Origin of the sequence: Paenibacillus sp. R14(2021), assembly GCF_019431355.1 — a bacterium.
Lineage (GTDB): Bacteria > Bacillota > Bacilli > Paenibacillales > Paenibacillaceae > Paenibacillus_Z.
Map to the genome: position 1 here is coordinate 3,793,371 of NZ_CP080269.1, position 19,904 is coordinate 3,813,274.

General features: G+C 56.7%; 15 protein-coding genes. 1 reads left to right on the forward strand and 14 read right to left on the reverse strand.

From position 1 onward, the window contains the following. Positions 1-21 precede the first annotated feature (21 nt). The gene (locus KXU80_RS17655; protein ID WP_219834529.1) at positions 22-1,617 is read right to left on the reverse strand and encodes a sensor domain-containing diguanylate cyclase; all 1,596 of its coding nucleotides are present in this window, start codon (positions 1,615-1,617) and stop codon (positions 22-24) included. Positions 1,618-1,861: 244 nt separating this feature from the next. Here KXU80_RS17655 and KXU80_RS17660 point away from each other — a divergent pair, with 244 nt between their 5' ends. Continuing rightward, positions 1,862-3,202 (forward strand): outer membrane protein assembly factor BamB family protein, encoded by a 1,341-nt coding sequence (locus tag KXU80_RS17660; protein WP_219834530.1) that lies wholly within the window; start codon positions 1,862-1,864, stop codon positions 3,200-3,202. A gap of 84 nt (positions 3,203-3,286) precedes the next feature. Here KXU80_RS17660 and KXU80_RS17665 read toward each other — a convergent pair whose 3' ends face one another. The 13 genes from KXU80_RS17665 to KXU80_RS17725 all read right to left on the reverse strand — a co-directional run bounded on the left by KXU80_RS17665 (position 3,287) and on the right by KXU80_RS17725 (position 19,868). Beyond that, positions 3,287-4,432: an acyltransferase gene (locus KXU80_RS17665; RefSeq protein WP_219834531.1), complete on the reverse strand. Its 1,146-nt coding sequence runs from the start codon at positions 4,430-4,432 to the stop codon at positions 3,287-3,289. A 188-nt stretch (positions 4,433-4,620) separates the two neighbouring features. Continuing rightward, positions 4,621-5,643 (reverse strand): LacI family DNA-binding transcriptional regulator, encoded by a 1,023-nt coding sequence (locus KXU80_RS17670; RefSeq protein ID WP_219834532.1) that lies wholly within the window; start codon positions 5,641-5,643, stop codon positions 4,621-4,623. A gap of 59 nt (positions 5,644-5,702) precedes the next feature. Continuing rightward, positions 5,703-7,154, reverse strand: coding sequence for a CoA-acylating methylmalonate-semialdehyde dehydrogenase (locus tag KXU80_RS17675; protein ID WP_219834533.1), 1,452 nt, complete (start codon positions 7,152-7,154; stop codon positions 5,703-5,705). A 37-nt stretch (positions 7,155-7,191) separates the two neighbouring features. After that, positions 7,192-8,193, reverse strand: coding sequence for a 5-dehydro-2-deoxygluconokinase (gene iolC / locus KXU80_RS17680; protein WP_219834534.1), 1,002 nt, complete (start codon positions 8,191-8,193; stop codon positions 7,192-7,194). 3 nt (positions 8,194-8,196) lie between these two features. Beyond that, positions 8,197-9,012, reverse strand: a complete 816-nt coding sequence (gene iolB, locus KXU80_RS17685; RefSeq protein WP_219834535.1) for a 5-deoxy-glucuronate isomerase — start codon at positions 9,010-9,012, stop codon at positions 8,197-8,199. Then, positions 9,009-9,926, reverse strand: coding sequence for a myo-inosose-2 dehydratase (iolE, locus tag KXU80_RS17690; RefSeq protein ID WP_219834536.1), 918 nt, complete (start codon positions 9,924-9,926; stop codon positions 9,009-9,011). The genes iolB and iolE overlap by 4 nt, the downstream gene beginning before the upstream one ends. Positions 9,927-9,973: 47 nt before the next feature. Next, positions 9,974-11,833 (reverse strand): 3D-(3,5/4)-trihydroxycyclohexane-1,2-dione acylhydrolase (decyclizing), encoded by a 1,860-nt coding sequence (gene iolD, locus KXU80_RS17695; RefSeq protein WP_219834537.1) that lies wholly within the window; start codon positions 11,831-11,833, stop codon positions 9,974-9,976. Continuing rightward, a complete protein-coding gene (gene iolG / locus KXU80_RS17700) occupies positions 11,830-12,867 on the reverse strand; it encodes an inositol 2-dehydrogenase (RefSeq protein WP_219834538.1) in 1,038 nt (345 codons plus the stop codon). The genes iolD and iolG overlap by 4 nt, the downstream gene beginning before the upstream one ends. 416 nt (positions 12,868-13,283) lie before the next feature. Beyond that, positions 13,284-14,153: a carbohydrate ABC transporter permease gene (locus KXU80_RS17705; RefSeq protein WP_258171048.1), complete on the reverse strand. Its 870-nt coding sequence runs from the start codon at positions 14,151-14,153 to the stop codon at positions 13,284-13,286. Continuing rightward, positions 14,150-15,040, reverse strand: coding sequence for a carbohydrate ABC transporter permease (locus tag KXU80_RS17710; RefSeq protein WP_219834540.1), 891 nt, complete (start codon positions 15,038-15,040; stop codon positions 14,150-14,152). Before KXU80_RS17710 ends, KXU80_RS17705 begins: the two co-directional genes overlap by 4 nt. An 87-nt stretch (positions 15,041-15,127) precedes the next feature. Then, positions 15,128-16,447: an ABC transporter substrate-binding protein gene (locus KXU80_RS17715; protein ID WP_219834541.1), complete on the reverse strand. Its 1,320-nt coding sequence runs from the start codon at positions 16,445-16,447 to the stop codon at positions 15,128-15,130. 101 nt (positions 16,448-16,548) lie between these two features. Beyond that, on the reverse strand, positions 16,549-18,102 hold the full coding sequence (locus tag KXU80_RS17720) for a response regulator (protein WP_219834542.1): 1,554 nt from the start codon (positions 18,100-18,102) through the stop codon (positions 16,549-16,551). After that, entirely contained in the window at positions 18,099-19,868 is a 1,770-nt protein-coding gene (locus KXU80_RS17725) for a cache domain-containing sensor histidine kinase (RefSeq protein ID WP_219834543.1), read from the reverse strand. Before KXU80_RS17725 ends, KXU80_RS17720 begins: the two co-directional genes overlap by 4 nt. Between the last annotated feature and the right edge of the window lie 36 nt (positions 19,869-19,904).

Consider the following 19,904-nt stretch of genomic DNA (forward strand, 5'->3'; position numbering starts at 1 on the left):
CTGGACCAGCCCTTCTGCGATTTAAGCTTCGTTCATCGTACGGAGCGCATGCACTTCCGCTACCATTTCGACACGATTGCGGCCAAGATGCTTGGCCCGGTAAAGCGCTTCGTCCGCAATGCGGAACAGCGCCTCCGGCCCGTGTGCGCTTTCCGGGAAACGCGCCACGCCAATCGACAGGGTAACCGGCCTGCCGACAGGGCTGTCCGTCTCCGCCATGACTGCGCGCAGCGTCTCCGCATACCGCTGCGCCGTGTCCAAATCAGCTTCCGGCATCAGCGCCACGAACTCCTCGCCGCCGAAGCGGCAGCAAATATGGCTTTTCTCCAGATGAGTCCGCATGTTCGCCGCAAGAAACTTCAACACTTTGTCGCCCATCTCATGGCCGTACGTATCATTGACCTGTTTGAATTTATCGAGATCGAGCACGAGAAGCGCAAACGGCAGCCCCTGCCCAATCCACGTCTTCATGTACAGATCCATGGTCCGCCGATTGTACAGTCCCGTCAACGCATCCGTCTGTGCTTCCTGAGACAGATGCTCCAGCTGGTTCCGGAGATGAGCGGCTGCCACGTGAAAGGCGCGGTGCAGCGCATTCGCTTCCCTATTCCAGGAGTTAATGCGCGGCACCTCATCGCGCAGCGGCTTATTCGAGGTGAGCAGCGCCGCAAACTGAGCCAGCTTCGTGAGCGGCTCCGACATTTTGCCAATGACCCAATAAATCGCCAGCAGAATGACAAGCATGATGGGCAAGACATAAGAAATCGCGTGGAAAATCGGTTTCTTGGATGCTTTCAGCACCACGGCCGTCGGCGTTTGGGACACGATGCCCCAGCCCGTTTCTTTGATATATGTATAGCTCGCCAGCATGTCCACGCCTTTGGAATTGATGACGCGCCGGCTGCCGCTTCGTCCAGCGACCAGCTCGCGAACGACGGAATTCTGCAGGATCTGCTCACCGATTCGGTCCTGCTCCGGATGATAGATCAGCGTCCCCGTAGCGCTCACGACATAAGCGTAAGAGCCGTCCTCCTGCCTCTCGTCTCCGAGCATCGTGTTCAATAAATTCGGTTCATGCAGGCGGATGGTGCCGCCGATATAGCCGAGATATTCGCCCTTCACGTTTCGAATGGGCTGACTGACCATCAATATGAGCTGATTCGTCGCGCCGATGTAAGGGTCTGAGATGAGCGGCCGCTGCTCGCGAAGCGCCTCCTTGGCGCCTTTCGACACGAGCGTAACGCCCATAAGCTGCTTGTTCGCCGGCTCAATGCTCAGCACCTTGCCGTGCTTGTCCACGAGCACGATCGACTTAAACAGCGGATTAGTCCGCTGAATGATCGCCACTTGACTGTCAAGATTCGTGCGTTCCAGGCCATTCTTGCCCAAGTCTTCGGCGTATACTTCCAAATTGCTCTTCATGCCTGTGAACAGCTCATTGACCGTATCGGCAATCTTGTCCGTGTACATGCCGTTCAGCTGGAAGGTCATCGCGATCAGCGACGCCTTCTCGTTCCGATAGCCGATGATACTGCTCACGCAGAGCGTTATAAGAACGGCGGCGACAACGATCGCGCTTACCATAAATCGAATGGAATACCCTTGTGATCGGAGCATCGTTATGCCCCCTTTCATCCCGTTACCGCCTCTATTCGACAAAAAACGCGCTTTTTCCTGCAAGAAACTTTATTTGTGAAGAAAATATGTAACGTCTGCATCCTGTTGTTCCCGAAGATCCCTCTCCTGCAACCTTTTTGAATATGTCTGCGTTTAAATAAGCAGGCTTAGGAATTATTACATAATTAAGAAACAAAAGGGATGGAAAGGTGCTGTTCTGAATGTCTGTTATTGGGGTAAAACCATGAAAATGATCGCCGTTCTCAGCTTGACCGCCACTATTCTGGCCTCTGGCTTGCCTGGTACGGCAGCCGTTCACGCCGAGAAGCCTGTCCTTAACAGCTCGACTCCGATGTATAACGCAGTGTCCGCTCCCGCGATAAAGCCGCTGTGGAGCCTGCCGCTTGCAACGTTTGATCCGTACGGCACGACCGTTACGGCAGCGCTCGCCGAACAAGGACGCGTGTTTGCGCTTATAACGGGCGGACAGCTCGCCGCCTACGACGGCGCTAGCGGGCGGAAGCTTTGGAAATTCGGCGCAGACTTGAAGCCGGTACTGGTCTATGATCAGGGCATCGTTTACGGCCTTACGAAGGAAGGCGCAGTCTTCGCTTTAAGCGCCGGAGGGGGCAAGAAATGGATCTCAGTCATACACGCCGACAAAGCTGACAACATACGTCCTGTCGGCGATACCGTCTATGTGACGCAGAATCTGACGCTCTTCGCGCTTGACCGGGCTACTGGCAAGCTGCGCTGGAAGACAACGGAAACGGACGGCTCCTATGAGGCCGGCTTCTCCGATGTCAGGGAAGAGGACGGCGTCGTTTTGCGCGGTTATACGGTACAGGGAGCTCTGTCATCGAGCCAAATCAATGCTTACGATAAATCGACGGGCAAGCAGCTGTGGAAATCATTCCGCCAGCAATTACCGCTCGCCGTGAAGGGTGGACTCCTCTACTCCGTAATGGACCAGTTCATGATCGGAGACAACGATCCCGTCAATAAGAGCCTGCACATCGCGGTCATGAATCTAAGGACCGGCGCGTTAAAGGGTGAACGCATATACCAATGGACAACGCAGCCAGAGGTACCCGGCCAGTACCGATTCGGCGGCCCTAACGGATCTGCCTTCCTGAGCGGCGACGACCTATACGTCTATCAGGATCAAGCCGTTGCCAAATACGACTTTACCGCCTACTCTCCTGCCAGCAAGCCGGTACAACGCTGGTCCGCGCCGAACGCGCGGGACTACCAGCCGCTGTACAGACTCCACGGCGGAAGGCTGCTTTACCAAAACGTGCACAACTATTCAATGGCGGTGTTAAAGACGGTAAACGGTCAAATCAGCGGCTTCCCGCAAGGCATTCAAGCGGTCCAGACGGATCTGTACGGTAACGGCCTGTTCGTCGCCCGCGCGGACGGTACGCTGGATGCGTACAATTTTGCGACATTTCAGCCTGTCTTCAGCGTAAAGACAGCCACCCGCGATTTCGAATCGACGCTGAAATCCGGCAATATGATCTACATTCGAACGGGCGGCAAGCTGCTGGCGGTGAAACTACCGCCCGGCTTGATGACAGACTGACGAGAAGCCAAAACAGCAGCAGTCCGGAACGCGGAGATGCGTCCTGGCCTGCTGCTGTTTTGCGGAAAGAAAGAGAAAAAGCTGTCAGCCGCCAAGGCCGCGGTATTTGATTTTGCGCATGAACCCAAACAGCGACCGTGACTGCTCATGCCGCGGCTCCCCAATCACAAACGGAGCAAGCCTCGTCCTAGCGATCGCCGCCGTTCCCGCCCAGGACAGCAGGAGCGCGGCAAGCCCGCCGGTCCACGTCAGCAGATGGTACGTGATCGCTCCGTTGTTCATCACCTTCGAGCGCCAGAGCAGCAGGACGAGCGGATGCATGAAATAAATGCCGAACGCATGCCTCCCAAGCGAACGCAGCCCCGCCCGCGCAGCGCCATTCGACCCGAACAGCGAAGCCGCGCGCAGCAGGAACAAGCAGCTGATTGCTGCATAGCTGTAATCCGAAGCAAAATGCACATAGGAGAGATACGGCTGCGGAAGCCAGTGAGGTGTGGTTTTCTGAAGCCACATCTGACCGACATACGCCGCTCCGGCGAGCAGGAAACCCGCGAGCAGCACACTGAACGAAGCCGGCCTCGCCTGCTTCGTTGCGGCATGCTCAGCCGTCTTCAGCTGCTTCGCCGCATAAATGCCCAGAAATAGATACAGCGAATACGTGCCGATGAAGCTGCCGCTCCTGCTCATATGCAGCATGTAATAATTCAGGACGTACATACAGACCTGCAGACCAGCGCCGGCGAGAAGCGGATGCCTGCTCACCCATTTCACGCGGCTCAGGAGCAGCAGGCACGGGAATATCGCATAGAACTGCGCAATGATGAGGATAAAATAGAGATGCTCGTAGCTTCCTCCGTAAGGAAGTCCTTTCAGGAAACGGTAGAAGCCCTCTTGCAGCGGCGTTCGCTGGATGTAGAAGACCGCCGCGGAGAAAATCACCGACCAAAAGAGATAGGGAACGGCAATTCGCTGCACCCGCTTCCGGTAGAACGGCAGCCACTTAATGCCGGCAGCACCGTCATAATGATAGAAGAGCAGCAGCGCGCTCAGGAACAGGAAAGCGGGAACGGCAAAATGAGACCCTGCGTTCAGCACAAAATAAACCGGGTACAATATCGAATCCACGGGCAGAAATGCTGTCGCATACGAGGTCATGTGAATCGCAACAACCGCCAAAATCGCGATGCCTCTCATCAAATCCAGATCGGCTATTCTCTCTCTTCTGATCATTCCGCAGCTCCCAACGATTCGCAATTTCCCTGTCACAAACAGATAGCCGGAACATGTTGTCTTCCTCTACCCTTCATAACGCAGCGGAAATCTTAATGTTGCATAAGTTGGAAAATTTTCTCGATTAGAGCCGCACAAAAAAACACCGCAAGATCTGCGCAGCTGCAGCTCTTACGGTGTCGTTGTCTCTATTTAGCTTTATCCGGTCCGCCTAGCGGCTGTGTCGATGACCGTACGACCAGCTCCGGCAGCAATACGACCCGCTGCCGCGCAAGCTCGTCCCCGCCCATCTGCTTGTGCAGCAGATCGACCGCTTGGCGCCCAAGCTCGCGGATCGGCTGTCCCACCGTCGTAAGCGCAGGGTCAATGATACCGCACAGAAACGTGTTGTCGAACCCGACAACGGACAATTCTCCGGGCACGGATATGCCCCGCGCTCGCGCAGCTTGAATCGTGCCGATTGCCAGCAGGTCATTGCAGGCGAATACCGCCGTAGGCCGAACCGCCGCATCCAGCAGGCCGCCCGCTACCTCCATGCCGGAGGCGACGGTGAAATCGCTGACCGCGACCCATTTCTCGTCGAACACGCCGCCATGCTCCTCAAGCGCCGCCCGATAGCCCTTCAACCGCTGGCGGGAGCTTTCTAGATCCATGCTCTCTACGATGATCGCGATGTCCCGGTGGCCGAGCTCGAGCAAGTGGGCCGCGGCCAGATACCCGCCCATGAAATCGTCGACAAGCACGGTATTCACCGGCGACCGCGGCACCTCGCGGGCAATGACCGTAATCGGAAGGTTCTTACCCGTGACGAGCCCCAGCGATTCCGGATGGGCAAGACCGGTTGCAAGCAGAATGCCGTCCACGCTTTTTTGCTGGAGAAAGGTTAAATATTCACGTTCTTTATCCACGTGGTTGTCCGTATTGCAAATCACGATATTATAACCCAGCTCCTGCGCCCGATCCTCGATATTGCGCGCAAGCTCGGCAAAATAAGGATTCGAAATATCCGGCAGCAGCAAGCCAATCATATACGTCTTCTTGCTGGAGAGCGCCGTCGCCACCAAATTCGGCGCATAGCCCATCTCCGCCATAATTTCCGAGATGCGTTCTCTCGTTTTCTCGCTGATTTTGCCGGTCCGATTAATGACCTTGGACACCGTGGCGATGGAAACGCCCGCCTGCCGGGCAACATCGTAAATCGTCGGCTTCATGCACTTGTCTCCTGTTTTTTATGACCATCGTATCATAATTCCAATACGGCTACGAATGTTTAATAGCGGGCCACAATCATTTTCTTGCGGGTGTAGAACTCCACGCCGTCCTTGCCGTTCGCATGAAGATCACCGTAGAACGATTTCTTGAAGCCGGAGAACGGGAAGAACGCCATCGGCGCCGGAACGCCTACGTTAATGCCCAGCATCCCTGCATCGATCGTCTCGCGGAACTGGCGTACGGCATGGCTGCCGCTCGAGAACAAGCAGGCGCCGTTCGCGAATTCGGATGCGTTCGCCCAAGCGACGGCTTCCTCCAGCGTATCGACACGCACGATTTGAAGCACGGGCGCGAAGATCTCGTCCTGCCAAATCGCCATGTCTTTCGTCACGCCGTCAAAGATCGTCGGTCCGATGAAATAGCCCGCTTCATTCGTGCAAGCCGATTCGCGGCCGTCCAGCACGAGGTTCGCGCCTTGCTCGACGCCCTTCTCGATATAGCCGATCGTGCGGTCCTTATGCGCCGCGCGGATGACCGGGCCGAGGAAGACGCCTTCGTCCATGCCGTTGCCGATGCGGATGCTTTCGGCGCGTTCCTTGAGCTTCGCAAGCAGCGCATCGCCTACGCCGCCGACTGCGACGACGACGGAGCACGCCATGCAGCGCTCGCCCGCGGAGCCGAAAGCGGCGTTTGTGATTTCTTTGACCGTCAGATCCAAGTCGGCATCCGGCATGACGATGGAATGGTTCTTCGCGCCGCCGAGCGCCTGCACGCGTTTGCCGTGCGCGGATGCGGTTTTGTACACGTATTCCGCGACAGGCTGCGAGCCTACGAAGGAGATCGCTTTGACGTCCGCATGCTCCAGCAGGCCGTTCACGACGTCATGCGCGCCGTGGACGATGTTGAACACGCCGTCCGGCAGGCCGGCTTCCGTGAACAATTCCGCCAAGCGGTTCGCCGTCAGCGGCGTCCGCTCGGACGGCTTCAATACGAACGTGTTGCCGCATGCGATGGCAAGCGGGAACATCCACGCCGGCACCATCATCGGGAAGTTGAACGGCGCGATGCCGCCGACAACGCCGACCGGGTAGCGGTACATGGCAGATTCGATGCCCGTAGCGATGTCCGGCAGCACGCTGCCCATCATGAGCGTCGGCGCGCCTGCCGCAAATTCGACGCACTCGATGCCGCGCTGCACTTCGCCGTACGCTTCGCCGTAGCTTTTGCCATTCTCGAGCGTAACCAGCTTGGCGAGCTCATCCCAGTGCTCCACCAGCAGCTGCTGGTATTTGAACAGAATACGCGCTCTGCGCGGAACCGGCGTTTGGCTCCATGCCGGATAAGCCGCCTGCGCCGCGGCTACGGCAGCTTCCAAGTCGCCGCGCGTAGAGAGCGGAACTCTCACGAGCGTCTCGCCGGTTGCCGGGTTAGGTACGTCTTCTGTGCGATCGGACTGGGAGGGAACGAATTTCCCTCCGATAAAATTGGATACGGTTTGAACTTGTGTCATCGGTCTTCACTCCTAGTTCTGGATTGGGTCACGTATGCTAGGCCTCCAGGGCTCCGACTCTCAACAATACCTGCTCGACTTCCGCCCGCGTTGGCATGGCGTCCGAGCAGCTGTGGCTGGATACGACGATATGCGCTGCCGCCGCGCCGTAATCTTGGCATTTTGGCAGCGGCCAGCCTTGCAGCAGGCCGTACAGGAACGCACCGGCGAAGGAATCGCCTGCGCCGAAGGTTTTGACGACGTTTGCCGGGAAGGTGCGGCCCGGATAGGCGGAGCCGTCTCCGGAATAGGCAACCGATCCGTCGCCGCCGCGTTTCACGACGACGAGCTGCGCTTTGTGTCCGAGCCAGCGCGCCACGACGGCCGCCTCGTCGAACGGCGCGTCCGTCTTCGGTTCAAGCAGCGAGAATTCCTCGATGCCGGCGAAGATCACGTCCGCTTGCTCCGCCGCAAGCGCGCAGTACACTTGAACTTCATCCCGGTTCGCCCAAGTATAAGGACGATAATCGATATCGTAAATAATCTTCGTGCCGTGCTTGCGGGCGTACCCGATCGCAGTGAATACCGCTTCGCGCGAAGGGCTTGCCGCGAGTGCCGTGCCGGAGACGACCAGCGCCTTGGCGGAGGCGATCAGCTCCTCGCTGACTTCGCCGGGCGTGAGTTTCAGATCGGCGACGTTATCGCGGTACATGAGAATGCTGCAGTCCGTCGGCGACTTGATCTCCGTGAATGCAAGGCCCGTAACCGCACCAGTCATATCGTCCACGACCGAGGTTGTGTCGATCTCGTGCTGCTCCAAGTAACGTCTAATGAAGCGGCCGAAGCCGTCGTTTGCGATCTTGCCGATAAAGCCGGTCTTAGCGCCAAGCCTAGCCAGCGCGACCGTAATATTCGCCGGCGAACCGCCGAGGTAACGGGTAAACGTAATCGTATCCTCGAGCGGCCGGTGAATCTCATTGGCATTCAAATCGATGCACAGCCGGCCGATGCTGACGAAGTCCAGCCTGCGGCCGCTTGGAAATGTAATTCCGCTGCTCATGGTTCAGCCCTCCTTCGGTTTCGGAAACAGCCATTCGTGCGCCGGATCGTTGTGGAATTTCCACGTGCGGACCGGACCCGCCATGACGTTCAGATAATAGCTGTCATAACCCGGCGCGGCGGATACGGGATGATAGCCGCGAGGCACCAAGACCGCTTCTCCGCTCCGAACCGTAAGGGTCTCATCGAGCGATAGATCGTCCGTATAGACGCGCTGTACCGCGAAGCCCTTGCCCGGGTTGACGCGGTGGTAGTACGTTTCCTCCAGGTAAGATTCCGCCGGCAGGTTGTTTTGATCATGCTTATGCGGCGGGTAGCTGGACCAGTTGCCGTTCGGTGTGAACACTTCCACAACCAGCAGGCTGTCCGCAGGCTCCCCCTCTGGCAAAATATTTTGCACGCGGCGCGTCATATTGCCGTAGCCGCGAGGCTCGACGCCGACCTGCTCCGGCGCGATGAGACGGGCTGGATGCCCGCCTTGACCCGGAGCGGCGCACACGGCGAGCTCAACGTCGGTTAGCGCCGTGATGCGGTAGCTGTTCTGCGAAGGTACGTACACCGAATACGGCGGGATGCCTTCGAAAATATCCATCCGGCGGCCGATGTTGCTCCAGCTCTGCCCGTCTGCTTCCGCATCGGCCAAGCCGCTCAGCAGCACAAGACATACTTCCATGCCTTCCGTCTGCCGCTCCAGCGATTGTCCCGGCTTCAAGCGGTATACTTCGAAGCCGACATACTGCCAGCCTGCGGATTCAGGCGTAATTCGGAGCACGTTGCCTTCCTCATCCGGCGTGGACGGACGTACGATCAAATCACTCATGCTCGGTCGCCTCCTTTGCCTTCGCTCAGCAGCGCGAGCAGATGTGCCTTGCCTTTTGCGGCGTAGCTGACCGGCTCCGCCACGGAAGGATCCTGCTCCGCTTCGAGAATCATCCAGCCCTCGTAGCCGTTCGCGTCCAATTGACGGAGCACGGATGCGAAGTCAACGCAGCCGTCGCCCGGCACCGTGAAGACGCCCTTCTTCACGCGGGTCAGGAAATCCCAGTTCTCGCGGCGCGCTTGCTCCAGCACATCCGGACGGACGTCCTTCACGTGCACGTAAGCGATGCGGTCCTTGAACTGCTCCGCGTAGACAGCCGGATTGCCCCCGCCGTACACGGCATGCCCTGTATCGAGCAGCAGGTGGACAAGCGCCGGATCGGTCATCGCCATGAGGCGTTCGATTTCCGCCGGGCCTTCCACGACCGTGCCCGCGTGATAATGATAAACCAGCTTCATGCCGAGCCCGCGGCAAATCTCGCCCGCAGCGTTCAGACCCTCCGCGAGGTTCTTCCATTGCTCGTCGCTAAGAATGACGCGTTCCTTGAACGCGGCGGGATCCGCATGCGGCGCGCCCCATACCTCGCAGGTGACAACATGGCTGGCACCCGCTTCCTTGAGGAATTCGGCATGCCTGCGGTACGCCGCAAGCTCTTCCTCCCGGAAAGCCGGCTCTGCGAACTGCACGCCGCGCCACCAGGAACCCAGCTTCAGGCCGTGTTCGCCGAGCGCCTCGCGGACGCCTGCGGCCGTTTGGGGGAATTTGCGGCACATTTCCGTGCCCTCGAAGCCAAGCGATGTGAAATCGCGCATCAGATCCTCGAATGTATAATGATCGCCGAGCTCATGCATATCCTCGTTGACCCAATTGATCGCGGAGATACCCAGCTTTACTCGTTCTGCGATTGGACGCATGTTATCCTCTCCTTCTCCGTTCAGTATATAATCGCCGCGCTCGATCCTTAGATCGGCCGGGCGGTGCTGCGGATTTGCGCATTTGCTTTGGCCGTTTCGGCTACCTTCGCGCTTACTGAAACTTCGGCGCCGTCAACGCGCCACCATGATTCGTAGCCGTCCGTGTTCGTGCCCGGCAGCACCGAAATGTGCACGAGCGCGGAGCGGTCAACCGCCGCTGCCTGCTCCAAGGCCGTACGGAGCGATGCCGCATCCGTAGCCGAGAACGCCGCGCAGCCAAGGCTGGCCGCAAGCATGCGGAAATCGATCGGCAGCGCATCGCCGCCCAGCACGCCCGCTTCCTTATACCGGAATTCATTACCGAAGCCATCGCTGCCGTGACCGCGCTGCAGATTATGAATGCACTGGAAGCCATGGTTATCAAACAATAAGACCGTTATTTTCTGCTTCTCCTGCAGGCTGGTTACGAGCTCGGAATGCATCATCAGGAAGCTGCCGTCGCCAATTATCGTGTACACTTCGCCCTTGTCGCGGGCAAGCTTCGCGCCGAACGATCCTGCCACCTCGTAGCCCATGCACGAGAAGCCGTATTCCATATGGTAGGTTTGCGGCTTGCCCGGGCGCCACAAGCGGTGCAGGTCGCCGGGCAGGCTGCCTGCCGCGCAGACGATAACATCGTCCTTGCTGATGAAATCATTGATCACGCCGAGCGCACGGGTTTGCGTTAGTCCGTCCGCGCTCTCGAGCGCATACAAGCGGTCTACTTCCGCGTCCCATGCCGCTTTGCGCGCGGCCAGCTCAGCCCCGTCATGCCCTGTGCGATAGTCTAGCAGCGCGAGCTGCTCGGACAGGCCTTCAAGCGCCAGCTTGGCATCGGCCAGCAGCGGCGTGCCATCCAGCTTGTGCACGTCGAGTGCCGCAACGTTGATGCTGAGCAGCTCCGCGTTCGGATTCGCGAACGCCGTCTTGGACGCGGTCGTGAAGTCCGAGAGGCGCGTGCCGACCGCCAGCACCAGATCGGCTTCCGCCAATGTCCGATTTGCCGCCAGCGTACCCGTAACGCCGGCAGCGCCAAGGTTCAACGGGTGATTCCAAGGCAGAACGCTCTTGCCTGCCTGCGTTTCCATGACGGGGATGCCGAACCGTTCGGCAAAGCGCTGCAGTTCCGCTGCGGCCAGCGCATAATGAACGCCGCCGCCCGCGATAATGACCGGGCGCTTCTTGCCCGCGATCAGCTTCACGGCGCGCGCCAGCGCGGGTGCAGCCGGCGGCCGGCGGTCAATGCTGTGCACCCGCTTACGGAAGAAGGCTTCCGGATAGTCGTACGCTTCGGCCTGCACGTCCTGCGGCAGTGCAATCGTCACTGCGCCAGTGTCGGCCGGGTCCGTCAGCACGCGCATCGCCTGCGTCATCGCGCTCATCAGCTGCTCGGGACGCGTGATCCGGTCCCAATAGCGGCTGACCGGCTTGAATGCATCGTTGGCCGATATCGTGTAATCCATCGGGTGCTCGATCTGCTGCAGCACCGGATCGGGCTGCCGGTCGGCGAAAATATCGCCGGGCAGCAGCAGCAGCGGAATGCGGTTCACGGTTGCCGTCGCGGCTGCCGTAACCATGTTGAGCGCGCCCGGTCCGATGGACGAGGTGCAGGCGTAGATCGCCAGCCGGCTGTTCTGCTTCGCGTAAGCCGCCGCCGCGTGCGCCATGCCCTGCTCGTTCTTGCCTTGAATGAAATCGAGCGAGCCGCGGCTCCGCTCCAGTGCTTCGCCGATTCCTGTCACGTTGCCATGGCCGAAAATCCCCATGACGCCGGTTACGAATTTCCGCTCTTCGCCGTCAATCTCCACATACTGTGCATCCAAGTAGCGCAGCAGCGCTTGCGCCATCGTCAGGCGTATCGTACTCATTGTGCAGCAGCCTCCTTTATGGCGTTCTCTACCTCCGAAATTTTCACCGGACGGCCTTCAAGCAAGGAAATACGGGCAGCGCGCGCCGCCAGCTCCGCCTGCAGCCCGTCGCGGCCTTGAACCGGCACTTCGCGCTCGCCTCTTACCGCCGCGAGGAAATCATCGATTTCCTGTACATACGAGGCGCTGTAACGCTCGAGGAAGAAATATTTTGGCTTCTCGCTGTGAATGCCCGAACCGTCGAATAGCCTTACGTTGTTCGAGAAGTCGTTGTCTGCCGTCAGGCAGCCGCCCGCGCCGAACACTTCCACGCGCTGATCGTAGCCGTAGCACGCTTTGCGGCTGTTGTCGATGCTGCCGAATGCGCCGTTCTTGAATTTCAAAGAAATCATCGCCGAATCGATATCGCCCATCTCGCCGATGGCTGGATCGATCAGCACGCCGCCCACCGCGTACACTTCCGTAATCTCGCTGCCGCTCAAATAGCGGGCCATGTCGAAATCGTGGATGGCCATGTCGAGGAATAGGCCGCCGGACGATTTGACATAGTCCGGGGATGGGGGGTTCGGGTCGCGGGACGTGATTTTGACGGAATGGATATCGCCGATCCGGCCTTGCTCGATATAGTCTTTCACTTTGCGGAAGTTCGGGTCGAACCGGCGGTTAAAGCCGATTTGCAGCGGTACGCCGGCCTTCTCGGCCGCTTCGATCGCCGTGAACGTACGCTCGAGCTCGAGCGATACGGGCTTCTCGCAGAAGATCGCTTTGCCTGCCTGCGCCGCTTCTGTAATGATGTCTACGTGCGTACCTGTCGGCGAGCAGATCAGGATCGCGTCGACAGCTTCGTTCTGCAGCAGCTCGCGGTAATCGCCGCTTACTTGCGGGATGCCGATGGAGGCTGCCCATTCCTGCGCCGGCTCCGGGAACAAATCCGAGATCGCGACGACCCTAACGCCTTTCATCCGAATCAAGTTTTCCGCGTGCAGACGACCAATGCGTCCTGCTCCAATGATGCCAATTCCAATTGTTTTCATGCTTTCGCACCTCTCCTATTCATCTCGTTATCGGCTCGGCGATTAACCGGACCCCTCAGACTTCGCGCTAACGGCCCAAATCATCGTTGAAATAAGAAAAAGCGGTTTCCCTATAATTGCCGGTATTAGCCGTTATTGCTCGAAAAAACTCATATAGATCCGACTTTCGATAGCAATGCCGATATCCTCATAAAGTATAGATTACGCTGAAAATAATGTTGATTATTATTTACATTCCGTGTGCACTCACCCATTAGGTTAAGCGCTTACCCTATTATTCAAACATGAAAGCCCTTACGGTGTCAACAAGCAAAAAGAAGCCTGCCCGCGCATCGCTAACGATACATGGACAGGCCCCTCTCCGGCCCTTTGCCAGCCGCCCGCTTCGACGCATGGATAACAAACTGTGGCCGCCTTTATCCTTTAACTGCCCCTGTCGAAATCCCTTCGATAATAAAGCGCTGCATGAACAGATAGAGCGCCACAAGCGGTGCCACGCCGAGAATCATCATCGGGAAGAAGCTGGTCCAGTCCGTCTGGAACTCCCCGACGTTGCGGTACACCTCGAGTAGAATGACCCCCTTCGACCGCGAATGCAGGATGAGCAGCGGCGTGAAGAAATCGTTCCACACGCTGAGCGTATCGAGAATGGCCAGCGTCGCGATAACCGGTGCAAGCAGCGGGAATGTAATTTTCCAGAAGGTTTTCCAAATGCCTGCGCCATCTATATAAGCAGACTCTTCCAACTGAATCGGAACAGAGCTCACAAAGTTTTTGATCAGGAATACGTTGAACGGAACGGCTACGAAAACTTCGACAAGGATGACCCCCAGCAGAGAGTCGATCAGATGCAAATCCTTCAATACGCGGAACAATTGAATCGTGGCCACTTGATAAGGCATGATAACGCCGATTAACACAATGACGAAGAGAATGCCGAACAGCTTGTTGGAACGTCTTGCGAACGCGTACGCCGCCATCGAGGACAGGAGAATGACGCCCCCGACCGAAACAACGGCGATGATCAGGTTGTTCTTGAGCACATTCAAGTAGTTCATGGTCTTCCAGGCATTCACGTACCCGCTGAGTATAAAATGCTTCGGCAGGCCGAGCGGGCTTGCGATAACCTCATCCGGCGTACGGAAGGTCGTATTCAGCAGGTAATAGATCGGCAGCAAGGAGATCGCCGCCAGAATAAGCAGGATGAGCTCGAGAACGAGATCTCCCCGTTCCCCCCGTTTGAAGAATCGTCTTGATCTAGGCTTCGCAGAAACGATCGTGTTCAAAATAACTTCTCCTCCCATCGTTTCAGCACCGTCAGCTGCGTGAACGCGATCAGCATAATCATCAGCGAGAAGACCACCGCGAATGCCGAACCGTAACCGTACTGTGCTTGCGTAATGCCCTTTGAGAGCAGCGTCATGACAATGGTCTCCGTCGAATGGCCGGGTCCCCCGTTCGTCATGGCGAAGATGACGTCGAACACTTTCAGTCCGCCGATCATGCTCATGACGGTATTGAACGTAATAGATGGAATCAGCATCGGCAGCGTGATATGCCAGAATTTCTGCCAGCCGTTCGCTCCGTCGATGCCCGAGGATTCATACAGTTCCTTCGAGATTCCCTGCAGGTTGGCGAGATAGATCACCATCGCGTAACCCGTCCACTGCCAGCCTTGCGTCAGAATGACAGAATAGAGCGCCAGTTTGGGATTGCCGAGCCAGTTGACCTGATGAAAGCCGAAGTTCATGAGCAGCTGGTTGATCAGCCCGTGATCCGTCGACGACATCAGATAGCCCCACAAAAAACCGACGACCATAGGACTTAATACCGCCGGCGCGAAGAATACCGTCCGCAGCAAATTGCGCGTTCTAAGCTTGCGATGCAGCGCGACCGCGAGCGGAATCGCAAGGCCGTTTTGCAGAATCGTCATGGAAATCGCGTAAATGACCGAGTTTTTGATGCCGATCGTCACGTCTTCGTCATGAAACAGCTTGACGAAATTTTTCAGCCCGACAAAATGGATGGCCGGCTTATACCCCGTCCAGTCCGTGAAGCTGTACATGAACGTCGACAGCATCGGATACAGATAGAACACGAGATACCCGAGAAAGGCAGGAAGAATGAAGGACAAGAAGATCATATCTCTTCGAAAATGCATGGACCGATTCATAGCTTTCACCCCAATAATGGAGGATGAGGTTATTCGCATAACCCCATCCCCATGAAAATATGCGCTTGTTCTTGCAGGTGCCAGTCGTTATTGGGACTGCTCGATCAGCTCTGCGGCTTTCTTGTCGGCAGCCTGCAGCACTTCGTCGATCGTTTTGCTTCCGGCCAGGTGATCTTGAAGCAGCTTGCCGAGCTCCGTAATGAACACGTTGCCGCTAAATGGACCCCAGTACGGCCATGGCGAATAGACGCGGCCTAGTACGAAGGCTTCCTTGACGCCGTCATATTGCGCCGGCAGCTCCGGATTATCCAAGCCTTTCAGGAAGGACGGTCCGAAGTAGTCTTTCATCAATGCCGTCTGCGCTTCCGGCGTGCTCATCAAATCCAGAATTTGCATCGCTTCCTTCGTGTGCTCGCTCTTCGCGTTAATCGTCCAAGGGATACCAGGACCCCCGACCAGATAACCGGTCGGCGACGTTTTGCCCGGCAGCGGGAACATGCCCAGCTTCAGATCCGGATTTTTCTTCATCATTGCATCGTAGGACCATGGACCGGATTCCCACATGGCGGCTTTGCCGGAAGCGAACTCGTCCAGCGCCTGATCATAGGTGATGCCAAGCATATCCGGCGTGATGTTCTTCTTCTGAATCATTTGATCCCACGTCGTAAATGCGTCCTTCCACTCGCTGAACTTGCGCTTGCCGGTTTGAACGTCCACGTCGAAATCCTTATTCTCCGGCTTCGAGTAGAATTCGTTCAGCGCCATGGAGATCGACTGCTTCATCATCGGCTCCCACGACTGGGCGCCCATCGCCTGCGGCTTCACGCCGTTTGCTCTCAGCTTGTCGTGGATTGCCAGCCATTCGTCGAAGGTCTTCGGCGGCGTGATGCCGTTCTTGTCGAAGATATCCTTGTTGTACCAGACGCCCTCGAACCAGCCTGTCGTCGGTATGCCATATATTTTGCCGTCCAGCGTCGTTTGCTTCAAACCTTCGTCGAAAAACTTGGAGACGAACGGCTGTCCGGTGATATCGAGCAAGTAGCCGTTCTTGACCCACTTGACATCGTAGCCTTCGATAATGTCGGGGCCGTCTCCGGAAATCAGCTGCGTCGTGACGACGTCGGAGAACGTGTTGTTATCGATAAAGTTGTAGTCGATCGTAATGTTCGGGAACTTTGCCTTCACCATGTCCAGGAATGTTTTTCTCGTATCGTCCCGGTTGATGGAAGCAATGCGGATCGTTATTTTCTCCCCCGAATCCTTCGTATCGCTGCCTGAATCCGTGTTTGTTGTGTTGGCTGCGCCATTGCTGTTGCTGTTTCCGTTTCCATTACTGCCGCATCCGGACAACGCAACAGAAGCGATGAGAAGTGCCGATGCAGCCGACCAAACCATCTTTTTCTTCATGTTTGCCCCTCCTCTAATGTCTGATAGCGCTACTGTTAACGCTTACAACGTCATTGTAGTGTTGAAAGCGTTATCCTTGAAGGAAGGATATTACGGTCTTTCTAACTCGATATTATGCTTTCGCCGTCTGATTGCCGTATTCGGTATTCCTGCGGCAGCTGACCGAACGACTTTTTGAACATTTTCGTAAAATAGCTGGGGTTCTCATAGCCGATTCGGCTCGCTATCTCGTAATTTTTGAGCGAAGTGGTCGTAAGCAGCCGCTTGGCCTGCTCGAGCCGCACCGAAGTCAGGTAATCCCAGATGTTCATCCCTGTCTCTTTTTTGAAGAGCGAGCTGAAGTAATTCTTACTGACCGCGATATGAGCGCAAATCGACTCCAAGGAAATCTCCGTGTTGTAATGGGCTTGAATATACGCCTTCGCCTTCCGGATCAAGTCGCTGCCGCCGCTCGAACGCTGCTTCTCCTCCCCAGCCAGCTGCTGCAGGGAGGATGCCAGGTAATCGAGCAGCACATCGAGCGTCTTGCATCTCTTGATCGCCTCGAAGGTAACGGGCAGAATCGCTTCATGGTCGCCCTGCGAATGCTCCCAGTCCCTCGTTCTCAGTCGAATCAGGAGGCTGAAGACCAGCGAATAGATCTCGTCCGGGCGGAGCGGCGCTTCATGCAGGATCGAAGACAGCTTGCCGCGCCAATCCGGGCGGCCGAACGGGTCCGCTGCGATTTCTTCCAGCAGCGCTTGGGTTTGCTTGTAGACTTGGTGATGCATGTCGGCGTGCAGTGCGCCGAAGGGCGTCAGCTGATCGTATTCAAACACCTGCTCGGAGCTGAATAGAAACCGCCGGCCCAGCCCGTCCAGCGCTTCGTTGTACGCATCATGCAGATCGTTCGGCGCCGTCTTCAAGCCGCTTACGCCGACAACCACCTTCCAGCCAAGCTCCGACAGCAGCAACTCGGCAATACGGCTTCCGAAGCCCTCCGCCCTCTCCGCGATGCAGATCCATTCCTCATCCTGATGCTCGAATACGTATCCCCGAATGCCTTGCGACGTCAAGTCCGTAAGCAGCGCGCAGATGATTCGCTCAGAATTGGAGCTGGCCTCGTCCAAGTAAAGCAGCTGATCATTAACGGACGCGGGCTCGGTCTGAATGACGTACGCACGGAACTCGCGGGTTAGGCGGATGCCCTCGCTCTCCAGCGTGCGGAGCAGCGCCGGAGTGCCGCTGCGCGTCGACAGCAGCTTGCGAAATGCAGCCTCTTGCGTGATAACCTTACTCTCAAGGTGCGATTTGACGGTGCTCGCGATCAGCTCTTCCAATTCAAGCTCGTCGATCGGCTTCACTAGAAAGCCCGAAGCCCCGTAACGAATCGCTTCTTTAGCATATTGAAATTCGCCGTACGCACTCAAAATAATTGATTTCAACTGCGGGTGCGACTCCGAAAGCACCTTCAGCAGCTCGATGCCGTCCATCATCGGCATCTGGATATCTGTCAGAAGAATCTCCGGGTTCTCGCGCCGAACCATGTCAAGCGCCTCCTGCCCGTTGACCGCTTTCCCCACGATTTCGATACCGAGCTTCGCCCAATCGATGATGCATGCCATCATATCGAGCGTCAGCACTTCATCGTCGGCAATCACCATTTTTATCATCATGCACCTCTTAGCTCTGGAATGAGAATCGTTACGCAGGTCCCCTCATACACGGTGGAAGTGAATGTCATGCCGTATGGATGCCCGTATTTGTTGCGGATTCGCAGGTGCACGTTGCGCAGACCTAAGCCGCCCTTGTATCCTTCGTCCGACGCCTGCTGTGCCAGCTTCTCCGTTACAAGCGTCAGCTCCGCCGGGGTCATGCCTTTGCCGTTGTCCGCAATCCGAATGGCAATCCCGCCTGGCGCCTCTACCATTGTCAGCGTAATCAGGCCATCCTGCGCATTGCGAAACGCGTGCAGGATCGCGTTCTCGACGATGGGCTGCAGTACGAGCTTCGGAATATAGCTGCGCCGGATCTCCGCAGGCACGAAGAATTCCGATTTGAATTTGCCGGGATACCGGTAATTCTGGATGTGCAGGTAATTCGTAATATGGTCGATCTCTTCCTGGACCGTGACCACGTCCTGATTGGGGTTGATCGCGTAGCGGAGCATATTCCCGATCAAGGTCACCATGCGGCTGATTTCGCTTGTCTTGCCCGTGACCGCCAGCGCTTTGATCGACTGCAGCGTATTGTACAGGAAGTGCGGGTTAATCTGGCTCAGCAGCATCTTGAGCTCCATGTCCTTGTTTTGCAGCTTATAACTGAAATTATCCTCGGTAAGCGCTTTAATATTAGAGATCATAGAATCGATCCGTCGGGTCAGCTTCTCGATTTCCTCCGTGCTGTTGTCGAACAGCACGACATCCGTCCGTCCGCTCTCGATCATGTACATACGGTTCATGAGGCGCAGCAGCGGCCGATTGATTCGGCTCGATATGAAGAAGGAAGCGACCACGACGAGCACGATTACGACGAGAATCGAAGCGACGACAATATAGCGGATCGGGGCGGTGTGCGCGTAAATCTCGTTGTACGGAATGTAGGCGGCCACTTTCCATTTGGTAATATTTAGCGTCGTGTAGACGACCAGGAAGCGGTTCGCCCCCTCCCCAAGCGACACATTGCCTTTATCCTGCTGAAAATACCGCGCATTCGTCAACTCCGGGCTGAAGGCGAAATCCGCGGAGGTCGGCGTATAGATCGGATTGTTGTTCTGGTCGAGGATGGTGATATAGCCGGTCTTCTCGAGCCTCGTCTCGTTGCTGATCGCCTCGATTTCCTTGACGTTGAGGTTACAGAGCAGATAGACCTTCCGATCGAGCGTTGCGCGGTTAAGGTCATAGATCGGCGCGATCGCGGACACGACGTCTCCGTCATCGTTGTTCTCAAGCACATAATAATCCTGCGGATGCACGCTTTGGAAATAAACATGAAAGTAGTCCTCGTCCTTCTTCTGGAACCATGGCTGCTTAAAGAAATTATAGTCACCGTAGATCGTCGCCCCGGACTGGGCATAAATATAGCCCTTATCGTTGATGACGACAAAATCTTTGATTTTGCTGTTGAAGCGCAGGATGCTGGAGAAAAAATCGCTCACCTGCCGCTGATAGTACAGCTTCGAAACGCTGTCGAGCTTGTCCTGATGGTTAATGGCATCCCGCAGCACCTGGCTGCCCGCTGAGATTTGCACCAGATTCGCCACCTGGCCGAAATACGAATCGATGCTGCTCTTCTTCTCCTCGATAATCTTCTCGGTATACTCCAAAATCTGCTGCTGCATCACGTTCATGACCAGCTGATACGTCACGCCGCCGAGCAGGCCGATAAACACGATGAATATCGTGCAGTAATATAGAATCATCCTGCCCCTGAGCGTTCGCAAGAAAAAGACCGCCACCCGCAACAATTCCTCTCGGTT